General features: G+C 64.8%; 13 protein-coding genes. 7 read left to right on the top strand and 6 right to left on the bottom strand.

Annotated elements, in window-relative coordinates:
• Positions 1-9: 9 nt before the first annotated feature.
• Positions 10-1185, top strand: coding sequence for an aminodeoxychorismate synthase component I (locus J3S28_RS23140; protein WP_307797355.1), 1176 nt, complete (start codon positions 10-12; stop codon positions 1183-1185).
• Positions 1186-1190: 5 nt separating this feature from the next.
• On the opposite strand, the gene rsmI is transcribed toward J3S28_RS23140, so the two are convergent.
• Positions 1191-2054 carry a 16S rRNA (cytidine(1402)-2'-O)-methyltransferase gene (rsmI, locus tag J3S28_RS23135; protein WP_207843311.1) on the bottom strand — a complete coding sequence of 288 codons (864 nt, stop codon included), beginning with the start codon at positions 2052-2054 and terminating at the stop codon, positions 1191-1193.
• A gap of 97 nt (positions 2055-2151) precedes the next feature.
• Here rsmI and J3S28_RS23130 point away from each other — a divergent pair, with 97 nt between their 5' ends.
• On the top strand, positions 2152-3702 hold the full coding sequence (locus J3S28_RS23130; protein ID WP_237342008.1) for a dolichyl-phosphate-mannose--protein mannosyltransferase: 1551 nt from the start codon (positions 2152-2154) through the stop codon (positions 3700-3702).
• Between the two features lie 89 nt (positions 3703-3791).
• Here J3S28_RS23130 and J3S28_RS23125 read toward each other — a convergent pair whose 3' ends face one another.
• The 4 genes from J3S28_RS23125 to J3S28_RS23110 all read right to left on the bottom strand — a co-directional run bounded on the left by J3S28_RS23125 (position 3792) and on the right by J3S28_RS23110 (position 8461).
• Complete coding sequence (locus J3S28_RS23125; protein WP_207843309.1) at positions 3792-5510, bottom strand: BCCT family transporter; 1719 nt, start codon at positions 5508-5510, stop codon at positions 3792-3794.
• 107 nt (positions 5511-5617) lie between these two features.
• Entirely contained in the window at positions 5618-5992 is a 375-nt protein-coding gene (locus tag J3S28_RS23120; RefSeq protein WP_207843308.1) for a GntR family transcriptional regulator, read from the bottom strand.
• 2 nt (positions 5993-5994) lie between these two features.
• Positions 5995-7239, bottom strand: a complete 1245-nt coding sequence (locus tag J3S28_RS23115; protein ID WP_207843307.1) for an arginine deiminase — start codon at positions 7237-7239, stop codon at positions 5995-5997.
• Between the two features lie 19 nt (positions 7240-7258).
• On the bottom strand, positions 7259-8461 hold the full coding sequence (locus J3S28_RS23110) for an MFS transporter (RefSeq protein WP_207843306.1): 1203 nt from the start codon (positions 8459-8461) through the stop codon (positions 7259-7261).
• A 144-nt stretch (positions 8462-8605) separates the two neighbouring features.
• Between J3S28_RS23110 and J3S28_RS23105 the strand changes: the two genes are divergently transcribed.
• Positions 8606-10768: a molybdopterin-dependent oxidoreductase gene (locus J3S28_RS23105; RefSeq protein ID WP_207843305.1), complete on the top strand. Its 2163-nt coding sequence runs from the start codon at positions 8606-8608 to the stop codon at positions 10766-10768.
• Positions 10769-10772: 4 nt separating this feature from the next.
• Here the strand turns inward: J3S28_RS23105 and J3S28_RS23100 are convergent, their stop codons facing one another.
• Entirely contained in the window at positions 10773-12257 is a 1485-nt protein-coding gene (locus tag J3S28_RS23100) for an MFS transporter (protein ID WP_372436066.1), read from the bottom strand.
• Positions 12258-12353: 96 nt separating this feature from the next.
• Here J3S28_RS23100 and J3S28_RS23095 point away from each other — a divergent pair, with 96 nt between their 5' ends.
• Genes J3S28_RS23095 through J3S28_RS23080 form a run of 4 tightly spaced genes read left to right on the top strand, consistent with a single transcriptional unit; the run spans position 12354 to position 16363 of the window.
• Entirely contained in the window at positions 12354-12929 is a 576-nt protein-coding gene (locus J3S28_RS23095; RefSeq protein ID WP_207843304.1) for a TetR/AcrR family transcriptional regulator, read from the top strand.
• A gap of 57 nt (positions 12930-12986) precedes the next feature.
• Entirely contained in the window at positions 12987-13835 is an 849-nt protein-coding gene (locus J3S28_RS23090; RefSeq protein ID WP_207843303.1) for a nitrilase-related carbon-nitrogen hydrolase, read from the top strand.
• Positions 13836-13860: 25 nt separating this feature from the next.
• Entirely contained in the window at positions 13861-15282 is a 1422-nt protein-coding gene (gene hydA, locus J3S28_RS23085; RefSeq protein ID WP_207843302.1) for a dihydropyrimidinase, read from the top strand.
• A gap of 40 nt (positions 15283-15322) precedes the next feature.
• Positions 15323-16363 (top strand): TIGR03842 family LLM class F420-dependent oxidoreductase, encoded by a 1041-nt coding sequence (locus J3S28_RS23080; protein ID WP_207843300.1) that lies wholly within the window; start codon positions 15323-15325, stop codon positions 16361-16363.
• Positions 16364-16393 lie beyond the last annotated feature (30 nt).

The following is a 16393-nucleotide window of genomic DNA, read 5'->3' as shown; positions in this document are numbered from 1 at the left end:
GCGGTCGGCGTGCGCAGCGTTGAGCTCGGTCCGGCGCCGGCCGCGGATGTGGTGCGCGCGCTGGACTTTCACACTCGCCGCCTCGGGATACCCGGCCCCGCTGCGTTGGTCGGCGATTGGCTCGACACCGACGCAGTGATCGCCCCGTCCATCTCCTTGCGTACCGGCGTCGACATCCCGGACGACCCTCAGGAATTCTGGTTCGGCTACCGCAGCTTTCCCGATCGAGCAGACCGGGGCCCGCTACCGCCTTCCGCGGGCGGGACGACGGACAGCGTGCTGCACCTCGATCGCACCGGCAGCTGGTGGTGGACGTCGCTGACCGGCCAGGCCTGCCCCGACTGGGTGCGTGCCTGCCTCGTCGAACACCACAGCCACGTGTGGTCGGTGAACTGGCAGCCGCCGCCTCAGCGTCCACACGTCGAAGCAGTCGCGCTGTGTCTGGACGCGATACGCGCAGGCGAGGTCTACCAGGCCTGCATCTGCACCCGTTTCTCCGGCCGGCTCGCCGGTTCGGTCGCAAACTATTTCGCCGATGGTGTCGCGGTCACCCGCCCCCGCAAATCGGCTCTGCTCCAGGGTAACTGGGGATCGGTTGCATCCTTCTCACCCGAGTCATATCTGCGGCGACGGGGCAATGTGGTGTCGTCGAGCCCTATCAAGGGAACCCTCCCCATCGATCTCGACCCGCAGATGCTCCGCGACTCCGCCAAAGACGTTGCCGAGAACATCATGATCGTCGACCTGGTCCGCAATGACCTGGGCCGGGTCGCCGTCCCGGGCACGGTGATCGTCACCGAGTTGCTGGACGTCCATCCCGCGCCGGGCGTCTGGCACCTGGTTTCCACCGTCCAGGCCACCACCACCTCAGCCGTGACCAACACCGAACTCATCGAGGCCACGTTTCCGCCCGCATCGGTCACCGGAACACCCAAGGTGCGCGCTCAGGAACTGCTTTCGACCTGGGAACCGTTCCCCCGCGGAATGTACTGCGGCGCAGTCGGCGTCGTCTCCCCCACCGCAGGCCTCGACCTCAACGTCGCGATCCGAACGGTGCAGATCACCCCGAACGGTTCGGCATATCTCGGCGTCGGCGGTGGTATCACGATCGATTCCGACCCCCTCGCCGAATGGCAGGAGTGCCTCGACAAGGCGGCCGCCATCATAGGTCTGCAACCGACCTGACGGCCTCATTGTGCCGCGTGTTGGTCCTGCCTCGCCGCCAACACTGCTTCGTACAGGTCTCGTTTCGATGCGCCGGTGGATGAGGCGACCTTCGAACACGCGTCTTTGAGCCGGATGCCGTCGGCGACCAGTCGCTCGACCCGCGCGATGAGGTCGTCGATCTCGGGTTCGGTGGCCACCGCTCCTTCGAGGACGACGGTGATCTCACCACGCACCCCGTCCCCGGCCCAGGTGACGAGTTCGGCCAGTGTCCCGCGGCGCACCTCCTCGTAGGTCTTGGTCAGCTCGCGACAGACGGCGGCTCGCCGGTCCGGCCCGAGGACCTCCACTGCATCAGCCAGGCACTCGGCAAGCCGATGTGGCGCCTCGAAGAACACCGCTGTCCGCGCTTCCTCTACGTACGCCGCCAGCCAGGTTTTTCGCTGTCCGGACTTCCGCGGAGCGAAACCGTCGAAGCAGAACCGCTCGACCGGTAAACCGGACACCGCCAACGCGGTCGTCACAGCGGAGGGTCCGGGCAGGCACGTCACCGCAAGACCGGCCTCCACACACGCCACCACGAGCCGATAGCCGGGATCGGACACCGATGGCATCCCGGCGTCGGTGACGACCAGGACGGTCGCACCGGACCGCACCTCGTCGACGAGTGCAGGTGTGCGCTGGGCCTCGACCTGGTCGTAGTAGCTCACGACTCGGCCACCGATGCTCACGTCGAGCCCGGAGGCCAGGGCTCGAGTACGCCGTGTGTCCTCGGCCGCGACCACATCGGCGGTCGCCAACGCCTCACGTAAACGGGGTGAAGCGTCGTCGAGGCGGCCCATCGGGGTCGCGGCAAGAACCAGTAGGCCCTGCGGTTGCGGAGAGTTCATCACTGCACAGCCTACGATTGGCCCCGTGACGTTTGCCCCGCCGCTCGTGATCTCTGCACCGGAGAACTCGATCTCAGCTCGCCGCGCAGCCGATGAGCTGCCCGGCGTCTACGCCGAGGACCTCGGTACGAGCCCCGGCGGCACCCGCACGATCCCCGCGCCGGTGTTCGGTGCCACCGACCGGCGTCGCGGCTGGATCGTCGCGCTGATCCTGACGGCGATCGGTGCCGCGACCCGGTTCATCAACCTCGGCTCGCCCACCGACAAGGGCACCCCCGTTTTCGACGAGAAGCACTACGTACCGCAGGCGTATCAGGTGCTCACCGGTGACAACTGGCTCGAGGACAACCCCGCGTACGGTCTCGTCGTCCATCCACCTGTTGGCAAGTGGATGATCGCGGCGGGCGAGTGGATCTTCGGTTACGACGCGTGGGGCTGGCGATTCATGTCGGCGGTCTGCGGCACGCTGATGATCTTGATCGTCATCCGGTTGGTCCGGCGGCTGACCAGATCGACCCTCATCGGCGGCATAGCAGGCATCTTGATGATCTGCGACGGCGTCTCGTTCGTCAGCTCGCGGACCGGCCTGCTCGACATCTTCCAGATCTTCTTCGTCCTGGGCGCGCTCGCTGCGATCGTGTGTGACCGAGATCAGATGCGTGCCCGAATGCACAAGGCCTTCATGGAGGGCCGGATCGACGATTCACCTTACGGGCCGCGATTGGGATTTCGGTGGTGGCGATTCGCCGCCGCGATCCTCCTCGGGCTGGCCTGTGGCACGAAGTGGTCTGGGATCTACTTCGTCATCGCCTTCGCGTTGTTGTCCCTGGGCTTCGACGTCGCGACGCGGCGGGCGTACCTGGTGCAGCGACCATGGCGCGGCGCCGGAGTCCGAGATCTGATCCCCACCGGCTTCTCGTTGGGAGTCACCCCGGTCTTGGTCTATCTGGCCACCTTCGCGCCCTGGTTCAGTTCCGAGACCGCGGTCTATCGATACGAGGTCGGCAGACAGATCGGCACCGGCGGGCCCTTCTCGTGGGTGCCCGACGCGTGGCGGTCGCTCTGGTACTACGAATCAGGTGTTCTCGAGTTCCACTCGAATCTGACCAACAGCGCGGGCAATCATCACCCGTGGGAATCGAAACCCTGGACCTGGCCGATGAGCTTGCGGCCGATGCTCTACTACATCGAATACGGCCCCGACAAGTGCGGTGAGTCCGAGTGCGTCCGGGCGATGATGTTCATCGGCACACCCATCCTGTGGTGGCTGGCCCTGCCGATGCTGACTTGGGCGCTGTGGCGGATGGTGATCCGCCGCGACTGGCGCTACTCCGTGGTCCTCGTCGGCTACGGCGCCGCATTCCTGCCGTGGTTCACCAACCTCGATCGACAGATGTATTTCTTCTACGCCGCAGCCATGGCCCCGTTCTTGATCATGGGCCTGGCGTTGTGCGCGGGCGATATCCTCGCGGCGGGACGGCGAGCCAGACGCAACGGTTACGAGTGGAAGATCATCAGCGTCGTAGGCGTGAGCATCTACCTGGGACTGGTGGTGCTCAACTTCATGTGGATGTGGCCGATCCTGACGGGCGAACCGATCTCGCGGGAGATGTGGAACATGCAGATCTGGCTTCCAAGCTGGAGTTGAACAAGCAAATCCACCCGTTCCGGTCACACCCAGGGGTCGTGGACCCCTGGGTGTGACTGAAACGAGTGGATTTGCCAGGTCAAGCGAAACTATTTGTCTTTGGGTTTCCGGGGTGGATCGATCGAGTCGGCCTGCGCCAGTTGTTCCGGGGTGATCGCAGAGAACTCACCCGAAGGCAACACGTCGTTCGAGTCGTCCGCGGCCAAGATGTTCGCGTGAGTCCGCAGATCGCGATCGAGGTTGCCCTCGTAGTGGGTCTGCGCGACGATCAGCGGATCCTTCCGCAGATCCATGTACAGCGAGACACACATCAAGATCATCACGATCACGAATGGCAGCGCTGCAATGATGGCCATGGTCTTGATGCCTTCCAGCGCGTCGTCGCCGCTCACCCACAACAGCAACGCTGCCACCGCACCCGTGAGCGTTCCCCAGAAGATCGTGATGAGCTTGCTTGGTTCTTCCGCCCCGCGTTCGGACAGGGTGCCCATCACCAAGGAGGCGGCATCAGCTCCCGACACGAAGAAGATGGCGACGAGGATCATCACGAGGACCGAGGCGATCCCGGTGAGTGGCAGGTTCCCGAGTAGGTCGAAGAGCTGACTCTCGGGTGAGCTCGCGTCGGCGAGGTTCTTTCCGTCCATCTGCTGTTTGATCGCGGTGCCGCCGAAGATCGCGAACCACACCAGCGAGACGATCGTCGGCACGAACAGCACTCCGACCACAAACTGACGGATGGTGCGACCGCGGCTGATCTTCGCCAGGAACATGCCGACGAACGGGGTCCAGGACACCCACCACGCCCAGTAGAAGATGGTCCAGCCGGCGAGCCAGGTTTCGCCTTCGGCGTCGACCGTCGCGCCCGAACGAGCGGAGAAGGAGGTGATGTCGTTGAGGTAGGTGCCGATCGTGGTCGGCAGCACGTTGAGGATGAAGACCGTGGGTCCGACGACGAAGATGAAGAGCGCCAGCACGATGGCCAGCACCATGTTCGTGTTGGACAGCCACTGAATACCTTTGGCGACACCCGAGACCGCTGATGCGACGAAGGCTGCGGTCAGGACGGCGATGATCGCGACCAACAACAGTTTCGAGGGCTCGTTGAGCCAGCCTATCTCGACGAACCCCGAACCGATCTGTGCTGCACCGAGTCCCAGAGAGGCGACGGTGCCGAACAGCGTCGCAAAGATCGCGAGGATGTCGATGACCTTGCCGCCCCAGCCGTTGGCGCGATGGCCGAGAATCGGCGCGAACACCGCGCTGACCAGTTGGCCGCGACCACAGCGGTACGTGCTGTAGGCGATCGCGAGACCGACGACCGCGTACATCGCCCAGGGGTGAAAGCCCCAGTGGAACATCGTCGTTGCCATCGCAACTCCGACATCGTCCGCGTTCTGGCCGGGAGGGGCGTTGACGTAGTGCGTGAGTGGTTCGTTGGCGCCGTAGAACATCAGGCCGATGCCCATACCGGCGCTGAACATCATCGCGATCCAGCTGACCGTGTTGTACTGCGGCTTCTCGCCGTCTCGGCCAAGAGGGATCTTGCCGTACTTGCTCACCGCGAGGAAGATCGCGAACAAGACGAAGAACGTCGCCGAGAGAATGAACACCCAGCCGAGGTTGTCGGTGATCCACGCCAGGATGTCCTGGGTCCTGGCGTTGAGGCTCTCTTTGTCGACGATGCCCCAGATCACGAAGGCGATCACCGCAGCGGCAGTTACGCCGAAGACCACCAGGTCGATCCTCGGTTTCGAACCGGGTTCCCCGGGTGGCCGAACTGCGTCGGATGTTTCGGTCTTCAATGCCATGAACTCAATAACATCAGTGTTGGCACCGTTTGTTCAACTTTTGCTGAAGTTTAACTACCTGCTCGTAACCAATTCGCCGCCCATCTTCAATACGGCGAGCATGCCGCTCACCTGCGCAAAGCCTGGTCCAGCAGGGATTTGATGTGACCGTCGTCGACACGCAATTGTCGCAAGGCGGCAACATGCTCGACGGTCAGGAGTGCCGCGCGCTGAAGGGCCGAGTCGGCGTGGGCTTTGATGAATGATCCCTGCCGTCCCCGGGTCTCGATGACATCCTCGGCCTCGAGTTCGCGATAGGACCGCGCGACCGTGTTCGGCGCGAGTGAGAGTTCTTGTGCCAGCGCCCTGACCGTGGGTATCCGGCTTCCGGCGAGAAGCCGTCCGGAGTTGACCAGTTCGATGACGCCGCGGCGGACCTGCTCATAGGGTGCGACGTCCGAATCCGGGTCGAGCTGGAGGCCGATACCGTCTTCTTTCCTCATGGTCACAACCGGTCACGCGACACCGGGCATGACATGCAGCGGGGTCCACCTCGCCCCGACCCCAGCTCGCTTCCGGCGATGGTCAACACCTCGATGCCCGAATCCTCAAGTCGGCGATTGGTTTCGACGTTGCGGTCGTAGGCGACGACGACGCCCGGCGCCAATGCCAGCGTGTTGTTGCCGTCATCCCATTGCTCGCGTTCGGCGGTCACCGCATCCAGCCCGGTGTCGATCACGCGGAGCTTCTCGATGCCCATCGCTTCGGCCGCCGCCTCGACGAAGGGTTGTGGTCCGGTCACGGAGACCGAGTCGCCGCTGTGGATGGTGAAAGCCGACAACGAGTCCTGGATGACCGGGTACATGACGACGGCGTCGGTGTCGACCATCGTGCACACGGTGTCGAGATGCATCGAGGCGCGGCGCTGTTCGATGGGCACCGCCAGCACAGTGTGGGCCAATTTGTCGTCGAACAGGCTGCGTGCCAGCGCCTCCGCGCCGGCAGGGGTGGTGCGTTCGCCGACTCCGACGGCCACCACACCCGGCGCGAGCAGCAGCACGTCGCCACCTTCGACCGGCGCGGTGTGGGACTCGTAGGCGCGACGCACCCCGAGGAACCTGGGGTTGTGGGCATAGATGAGATCGGTCAGCGAGGTCTCCCGGACGCGTGCGGGCAACGCCAGGGAGGTGATCGCGAAACGGTCTCCGATCCAGAACGAACTGTCCCGCGTGAACAGCAGGTTCGGCAGCGGGTCGATGGCGAACTCGGCACCGTGATGCATGCGCCACACCAGGGAGGACCGGACGGTGGCAGCTGATTCGGGCATCTCGTCGAAGGTCATGCCCGCCATCAGCACCCGGGCCAGGTCGTCGGCCGACAGCCCCCTGAGTTCGGTGGAGAGATCCTGCGCGAGGTGGTGTCCCAGTCGACGCGGGCTGACCGCCGCTGCGATGCCCTGCATCCGGGCCGCGCCGCTGGTCTCGAACGTCTCCGTCAACAGATCGCCGAGGAGCAGGACCTCGACGCCGCGACCGGTCAGCACGTCGGCGAATGCGTCGTGTTCTTCCTGGGCGCGATCGACCCAGGGCAGTCCGTCGAACAGCAGTTGATCGCTGTTGCGAGGCGTCAGCCGCCGCAATTCGTCACCCGGACGGTGCAGCATCACCGTGCGCAACCGGCCGACCTCGGAGTTGGCTCCCAACAGCGGCTGCTCAGGACTCGACACCCCAGAACCCGAAACTTCAGACATGAGGTCAACGGTAGTGCGGTCAGCCCTCGTTCGCCCGCAAGTTGTCCGTCCCGCGCGGTGGCAGCGTCTCGCGGGCGAGGATCCAGAAGATGGTGGCCACGAATGCGACGGCACCGGTGACCGCGAACGCCGGGCCGAAACCCCACTGCTGCGCAATGAATCCCGCGATCACGGGCCCGCTGATGGCACCCAGGTCGGCAACCATCTGATAGGACGCCAACGCCGGCCCGCCCTGTCCACGTCCGGACAAGACATCGGCGAGCGCGGCCTGATGGGTCGGCGCGAACAGCCCCGAACCGATGCCCGCGACGAACGTCAGCGCACTCGCGACCCAGATGTTTCCGCTGTACCCGAGCACGGCGGTGGAAGCCCCCATCAGCAGCAGTCCGGGCAACATGATCGGCCTTCGCCCCAGCGAATCGGACAGTCGGCCCGCCGCGATGATCGCGATGACGTTGCCCGCCGAGTACACGGCCAGCACCACCCCTGAGATGGCGGCCGATTCTCCGAGACCGTCGACGATGAACAGCGGCACCAACGCCACCCGCACGCCCATCGAGGCCCACCCCTGGGTGAAGGCCGACGACAGGATCGCCCGATAGGCGCTATCGCGCAGCGCCTCCGCAAACGGCATCGCCACCTGGCCGTCACCACCGGGCAGCGGGCGCCCGCCGACGCTGCGCAGCTGGGTGGCGACCACCGCCGAGGCGATCAGCAACGCGATCGCGTAGACGACAAACGGCATCCGTAGACCGAAACTGACCAGCGCGCTGCCGACCAGGGGGCCCATGATGTTGCCCATCAGGAAGCCTGCACTGAAGTATCCCGAGACCCGCCCCCTGATGTCCGGTGGCGCCAGGCGGATCATCAACGCCGTGGCCGAGACGGTGAACATGGTCGAACCGATACCGCCGAGTCCTCGGAAGATCAGCAGTTGCCAATACGTCTGAGCGAAGGCGCACGCGAGGGTCGATGCCGCGACGATCAGCAACCCGCTGAGGTAGATCCGGCGCTCGCCGAGAATGCGGACCAGCCGTCCACTGGCGGGTGCGAACAGCAGTCGCATCACGGCGAACGCGGAGATGATGACCGACGCCGCCGTGTATCCGACGTTGAAGCTGCGAGCGAATGCCGGCAGGGCCGGCGCGATCAGACCGAATCCGAGGGCGATGACGACGTTGGCGCTGAGCAGAACCCATATCTCGCGGGGTATCTGCTTCACATGGCAAAGCTACCGCCGGGGTGAGCCGAATCCAGAATCGCCCAGGCGAGGAGCCTGCGGATCCGGTGCCGACTCGACATCGGGGCCTTGAGATGACCTCGATATCGATCCTGGGGCACCCACGAAGGGCTAGCGTGACCTGATATGACCCCCATCACCACCCGCAGCGTCTGCAACCTCTGTGAGGCGATCTGCGGCCTGCAGGTCACCGTCGACGCGGGCAAGGTCACCGACATCCGTGGAGACAAGGACGATCCACTGTCCCGTGGGCACATCTGCCCCAAGGCAACCGCGCTGACCGACCTGCACCTCGACCCGGATCGGCTGCGTACCCCGCTGCGCAAGACCGCGGACGGTGGGTGGGAGGACATCAGCTGGAAAGCAGCCGCTGCTCTGGTCGCCGACAAGATCGTCTCGACCCAGGAACGGTATGGGCGAGGCGGTGTGGCCGTCTACACCGGCAACCCCAATGTGCACAGCCTGGGGTTCGTCACCCACGGCCTACCGTTCCTGGGCGCGGTGGGAACCCGAAACATGTTCTCGGCCACTTCGGCCGATCAGCTACCGATCCAGCTGACCGCACATCTGATGTACGGACATCAGTTGCAGATACCGATTCCCGACCTCGATCACACCGAGCACCTGCTCATCATCGGCGCCAACCCCGTCGTGTCGAACGGGTCGATGATGACGGCACCGGACTTCCGCAACAGGATGCGTGAACTGCGGCGCCGCGGCGGCACAGTGGTGGTGATCGACCCGCGCCGCACCGAAACCGCCGCCATCGCCGACAAGCACCTCTACGTACGCCCTGGGACCGACGCTGCCCTTCTGCTCTCAGTGCTTCATGTGCTGGTCCATGAGGTGGGCCTCGACGACAGGCGCATCGGGCATCTGCCGCTCGCCGGACTCGATGAGGTCGCGACCGCGTGCCGCAGTACGACGCCCGAGTGGGCGGCACCCATCACCGGCGTCGATGCCGACGCCATCCGTTCGATCGCGACGGAGTTCGCGGCAGCCGAGCGCGCGGTCGCCTATGGTCGGATGGGGGTCTCCACCCAGCAGTTCGGAACCGTGTGCCAGTGGGCGATCCAGACCATCAATGCGGTGACCGGCAACCTCGACCGGGTCGGCGGCGCCCTGTTGACCGACCCCGAGATCGACCTCGTGGCACGCAAACTCAGCGGTCGCGGACACTTCGACAAGTGGCGCAGTCGAGTTCGCGGTCTCGCTGAGTTCGGCGGCGAGCTTCCCGTCTCGACGCTGGCCGACGAGATCGCCACGCCGGGCAAGGGCCAGATCAAGACGTTGATCACCGTGGCCGGAAACCCCGTGTCATCATCACCCGGCGGCGATGGCCTCGACAAGGCTCTCGCCGACCTGGACTTCATGGTGTCCATCGACTTCTATGTCAACGAGACCACTCGGCATGCCGACCTCATCCTGCCGCCGACGATGATCTTCGAACGCGACCACTACGATCTGATCTTCCATCAACTCGCAGTGCACAATTCGGCCCGTTTCTCCCCTGCCGTCCTCGAGAAGTCGGCCGGCGCCAAACACGATTGGGAGATCTTCCGGGACCTGACCCTGGCGATCGCACGACGTCGGGCGACCTCGCACGGTTCCGGCATCAGCGGCCTACGGAGCCGGGCTGCAGCACTGCCGGCCCAGGTCAAGTCGACGGCCCGCTTGCGAGCGACGCCCCGCACACTGCTCGCCCTGCTCCTGCGCACCGGACCCGGCGACCTCACGTTGCGGGCACTGCTCCGGTCACCGTCCGGGGTGGATCTGGGCCCCCTTCGGCCAGGGCTGCGGCGCAAGCTGGTCGCCAAATCCGGTGTCGTGCAACTGGCCCCGCCACTGATAATCGCGGATCTCAATCGTCTGCACACCGACCTCGTCAGCGTCGCCGAGGGGCAGCTCCTGTTGATCGGACGCAGGCACCTGCGATCGAACAACTCGTGGATGAACAACTCGCCCAGACTGTCGAAGGGCCAGGCTCGACACCACCTGTTGATGCATCCCAAGGACCTCGCAGGATGCGGTCTCACCACGGGCGATCGGGCGGTGCTGCGTTCGCGCGCAGGCAGTGTCACGGTCACGGTCGCCGAGACGGACGACATCATGCCCGGTGTGGTCAGCCTCCCCCACGGCTTCGGGCAGCGACGGTCCGGCGTCCGCCTCGCCGTCGCCGGTCAGGTCGATGCACCGTCGGCCAACGATGTCACCGACCCCATGCACCTCGACACTGTCTCCGGCAACGCCGTCCTCAACGGCGTGCCGGTGACCGTGACCGCGGTGTGAGTCGTCAGCCGATGTGAGCAGCCGTCATCGACTGCAGCTCATCCTTTTTCACGCGAACGAGAATCAGCACCACCGGTGTCGCAAGAATCAGCAGTCCGGCTGCCCAGGCGAAGGCTGTCGTGTAGCCGGCGACCTCGGCGGCGATGAACGCCGTCGGACCCTCTGTGATCGGATTCGTGGAGAGCGAATCGCTCTTGGCCGAGGTATAGACGGTGGTCAGCAGTGCCGTACCCAGCGCGCCGCCGACCTGCAGCGTGGCACTCGAGAGCGCACTCGCTGCGCCGGCGTCGTGGTTCGGCACCCCGATCAGAGCCACATTCTGCATCGGGACCATCAGCAGGCCCATGCCGAAGCCGAACACGGCCAGGCCCGGGAACACCCCGGTCCAGTACGAGCTGTCGACGTCGATCTGGGCGAGCAGCAACAGGCCGGCAGCCGCGACCACGGGGCCGATGGCCAGCGGCATCCGCGCGCCGACGGTAACCGTCAGCCGCGCCGCCAGTCCTGAGGCGAGGACGATGAAGACGGTGATCGGCAGACATGCGACACCGGCCATCATCGGGCTGAACTCCAGGATCGCCTGTAGGTAGATCGCAAGGTACAAGGTGCTGCCGATGATCGCGACCCCGGCGAGCGTGATGCCGATCAGCGCGGCGCCGCGGTTGCGATCCCACGGAACAGACAACGGCAGCAGGGGGTTCGCGGACCGACGCTCGACGATCACGAACACGGTGAGCACAACGAGACCACCGATGATGAAGCCGAGCGTGTCGGGTTCGAGCCAGCCGTGCTCGGCGCGCGTGAAGCCGTACACGAGCGACCCCAGCCCGACGGCGACGAGCAACGCGCCCGGGAGATCATAGGTGGTGTCGCCGTGCGCCTTCGTCTCGGCGATGACCGGGACCGCAGCCGCGATCGCGATGGCGGCGATGGGGATGTTGACGAGCAGGCACCAGCGCCAGTCGACGTACTGGGTCAACGCACCACCGAGCAGCAGCCCGATTGCGGCGCCACCACCGGAGATCGCGCCGTAGACGGCAAAGGCCTTTGCGCGCTCGGCACTTCGGGTGAACGTGGTGGTGAGGATCGCCAGCGCAGCCGGTGCCACCAGCGCCGCGAACACACCCTGGCCTGCCCGCGCGATGAACAGCTCGATGCCGTTCTGCGCGATACCGCCGATGCCCGACATGACCGCGAAGCCGACCATGCCGACGACAAACGAGCGCTTACGCCCCCAGTAGTCGGCGATTCGTCCACCGAGCAACAGCAGCGCACCGAATGCGAGGGCGTACGACGTCACCACCCACGCGCGGTCTCCGTCGCCGATGCTCAGTTCCGCCTGGGCATCGGGTAGCGCGATCGACACGATGGTGGCATCGAGCACCACCATCAACTGCGCGAGCGCAACGATCGTCAGCACAAGCCACCGGCGTCGATGGTTCGGATTGTCATGGTCAGTCGAGTCTGGCTGCGCCGGTCCGGTGGTCACCGGTGCGTCAGAAGGAGAAGAAGTCACGAGGAGAAAAGCTATGCCAGGCGACCCCAATAGTCAAACGAACTAGTTCGTTTGGTTAGGCTGAGTGCCATGAGCACGAGAGATGTGTCCGCAACGAAGCAGCGAATCATCGATGCGGCACGAGCCGAGTTCGCCGAACACGGCCTGGCCGGGGCGCGGATCGATCGCATTGCGACCACGGCAAAGGCCAGCAAGGAGCGCCTCTACGCGTACTACGGCGACAAGGAATCGCTGTTCCACGCGATACTCGACGACGATTTCGGGCGTTTCCTCGATGCTGTCCCCTTCGATCCGGACGACCTGCCCACCTACGCGGTGGCGATCTTCGACGACCTCCGCAACACACCGCACGTGCAGCGACTCATGCTGTGGGGCCAGCTACAGGGTCAGGCCTCCCGCATCCGGCGGCAGGCCGACGACAATCCACTCTGGGATGCCCGACTCGACGGGATCGGCCGTGCACAGTCATCCGGGGCTATTGCGCCGCAGTGGGATCCGGCCGACGTCCTCGCCGTGATCTTCGGCATTGTCTCGAGTTGGGTCATCACACCGGGCTCCGACGGCAACGTCGACCTCGACGCGGACGTTCTCTCCGATCGGCGACAGATCGTCCACGAATCCGTGCGCCGGATCCTGACCGGGTAATCGCGAGTTTTCGCCGAAGCAACCGCACCGAAACGCTGCCGCGAGCATCATCAACGGATGAGCGCACACGAGACCGTTCGGGCCGCCATCGTCCAGACGAACTGGACCGGCGATCGGGAGTCGATGATCGCCGCGCACATCGCCTACGCCCGAGACGCCGCGGCCCAGGGTGCGAAGATCATCGGATTCCAGGAAGTGTTCGACGCCCCGTATTTCTGTCAGGTGCAGGACTCGAAGTATTACGAGTTCGCAGAGTCGATTCCCGGTCCCACCATCGACCTCTTCTGCGGCCTCGCAAAGGAATTGGCGATGGTGATGATCGTTCCCGTCTACGAGCGTGAACAGGACGGGTTCTTGTACAACACCGCCGCGGTCATCGACGCCGACGGCACCCTGCTCGGGAAGTACCGCAAGCATCACATCCCTCAGGTGCAGGGCTTCTGGGAGAAGTTCTACTTCAGACCCGGCAACCTGGGCTGGCCGGTCTTCGACACCGCCGTCGGCAAGGTCGGGGTGTACATCTGCTACGACCGCCACTTCCCCGAAGGGTGGCGCGCACTGGGGCTGGCCGGCGCACAGATCGTCTTCAATCCCTCGGCCACCAGCCGCGGATTGTCCAGCTACCTGTGGAAGCTGGAGCAACCCGCGGCGGCCGTGGCCAACGAGTACTTCATCGCAGCCATCAACCGCGTCGGGATCGAGTCCGAGTACGGGGACGACGATTTCTACGGCACAAGCTATTTCGTCGACCCAGAAGGCAAGTTCGTCGGTGATGTGGCCTCGGCCCAAGACCCGGAACTGGTGGTGCGCGACCTCGATCTGAGTCTGATCCGAACAGTCCGCGACCGGTGGTCGTTCTATCGAGATCGGCGACCCGACGCGTACGGGAGCCTGGTCGAACCCTGAGCAGGACAAGCGAAGAGGAGTAGCTGTGCCGACAACATTCATCCACGGTGGCATCGTCGTGTCACCGACCGGTAGCCAACTCCTCGATGTGCTTGTCGACGACGGCACCATCGTGGCTGTGCTGCAGCCGGGTTCGACAGCACTGGCCGCCGACCTGACCACCTCCGCCGACATCGCACTCGACGCCACCGGAAAATACGTGATACCCGGCGGAGTGGATGGGCACACCCACATGGAGATGCCGTTCGGAGGCACCTTCGCCTCTGACACCTTCGAGACGGGCACGCGGGCGGCGGCCTGGGGCGGCACCACCACCATCGTCGACTTCGCAGTCCAGAACCCCGGAATGCGGGTGCAGGACACCGTCGCAGCCTGGTACGAGAAGGCAGCAGGTAACTGCGCGATCGACTACGGCTTCCATCAGATCATGGGCGGTGTCGATGCCGAATCCCTCAAGGGCATGGCCGAGCTGGTGAACGAAGGGATCACGAGCTTCAAGCTCTTCATGGCCTACCCGGGCGTTTTCTACTCCACCGACGGCCAGATCTTGCGGGCCATGCAGGAGGCCGCCGACCTCGGGGCACTGCTGATGATGCACGCCGAGAACGGCATCGCCATCGATGTGCTTGTCGAGCAGGCGCTCGCGCGCGGCGACACCGCCCCCTACTTCCACGGAACATCACGGGCCTGGCAGCTCGAGGAAGAGGCAACGCATCGGGCGATCATGCTCGCCCAGCTGACCGGGGCTCCTCTCTACATCGTCCACGTGTCGGCCAAACAGGCCCTGGCCCAGATCGCCGATGCCCGCGGTAGAGGACAGAACGTCTTCGGCGAAACATGTCCCCAATACCTCTACCTCTCACTCGAAGAGCAGCTGGGCGCACCAGGTTTCGAGGGTGCGAAATGGGTGTGTTCCACCCCGCTGCGCTCCCGGGAGGAGGGACATCAGGACGAGCTGTGGCGTTACATCCGAACCGGCGATGTCGCGACCGTCGCCACCGATCACTGCCCGTTCTGTATGAAAGGCCAAAAAGACATGGGCATCGGGAATTTCGCCAACATCCCGAACGGGATCGGATCGGTGGAACACCGCATGGACTTGATGTTCCAAGGCGTCAAGGACGGCCGGATCTCACTCGAACGCTGGGTCGACGTCTGCGCGACGACACCGGCGAAAATGTTCGGGATGTACCCCCGCAAGGGCATCATCTCCCCCGGCGCCGATGCCGACATCGTGATCTACGACCCCCACGGACACACCAGTATCGGACTCGAGAAGGCTCACCACATGAACGTGGACTACTCGGCCTACGAGGGTTACGAGATCGACGGACAGATCGACACCGTCCTCTCGAAGGGCTCGGTGATCATCGATCAAGGTGAATACCTGGGAACCAAAGGACACGGCAGCTTCATCAAACGCGGCCTGTCCCAGAACCTGATCTGACGAGACCGCACGCGAAACACAGACCTGCACCGGGAGAACAATGGACATCGGAGTTGTACTGCAATGCGATCCACCTGCCCTCCGGCTTGTCGACCTCGCCGTCCGTGCCGAGGCCCTCGGGTTCTCTCACGTGTGGACCTTCGACTCACACCTGCTCTGGCAGGAACCGTTCGTGATCCACTCCGCCATCCTCGGAGCAACCAGGAAGGTCACGGTCGGGCCCATGGTCACCAACCCGGCCAATCGCGACTGGACCGTCATCGCAAGCACTTTCGCGACCCTGAACGATCTGTACGGAAACCGCAGCATCTGCGGTATCGGGCGCGGCGACTCCGCCGTGCGGACCCTCAACGGCAAACCGGCGACCCTCGCGACCTTGCGCGAGGCCATTCACGTCATTCGGGAACTGGCCAATTCACGTTCCGCGGACTACGGCGGTCGCCGGCTCCGCTTCCCCTGGAGCCACGGTTCTGAACTCGAACTCTGGGTGGCCGCGTACGGACCCAAGGCCCTCGAACTGACCGGCCGGGTCGCCGATGGGTACATCCTGCAACTGGGCGACCCCGACATCGCGGCCTGGACCATCGGCCGGGTCCGGGCCGCGGCCGAGGCGGCCGGCCGCGATCCGATGGCGATCAAGTTCTGCGTTGCCGCACCCGCGTACGTGACCACGGACAACAGCCCCGAGTCGATGGCGCTGGCCCGCGACCAGTGCCGCTGGTTCGGCGGGATGGTGGGTAACCACGTCGCCGATCTGGTGAAGCGCTACGGCACCGAGGGTGAAGTCCCCGCCGCGCTCACCGACTACGTCGTCGGCAGGGCCGGGTACGACTACAACGACCACGGCAAGGTCGGCACATCGCACACCGAGTACGTGCCGGACGAGATCGTGGACAGGTTCTGCATTCTCGGAACCCCGGCCGACCACCTCGCCAAACTCGCCGTGCTCCGCGAGATCGGGGTCGATCAGTTCGCCGTGTACCTCCAGCACAACGACAAGCGGGCCACGCTGGAATCCTATGGGGAGAACATCATCCCGGCGCTGCACACGCCTGTCCAGGCGATCGAGGACATCGCCTGAACCGTGTGGGGAATCCGCACTGGAGAGGGC

Origin of the sequence: Williamsia soli, from assembly GCF_017377795.1 — a bacterium.
Classification (GTDB): Bacteria; Actinomycetota; Actinomycetes; order Mycobacteriales; family Mycobacteriaceae; genus Williamsia; species Williamsia soli.
The sequence above is the reverse complement of the archived record's forward strand: the minus strand, read 5'-3'. Positions and strand labels throughout refer to the sequence as shown.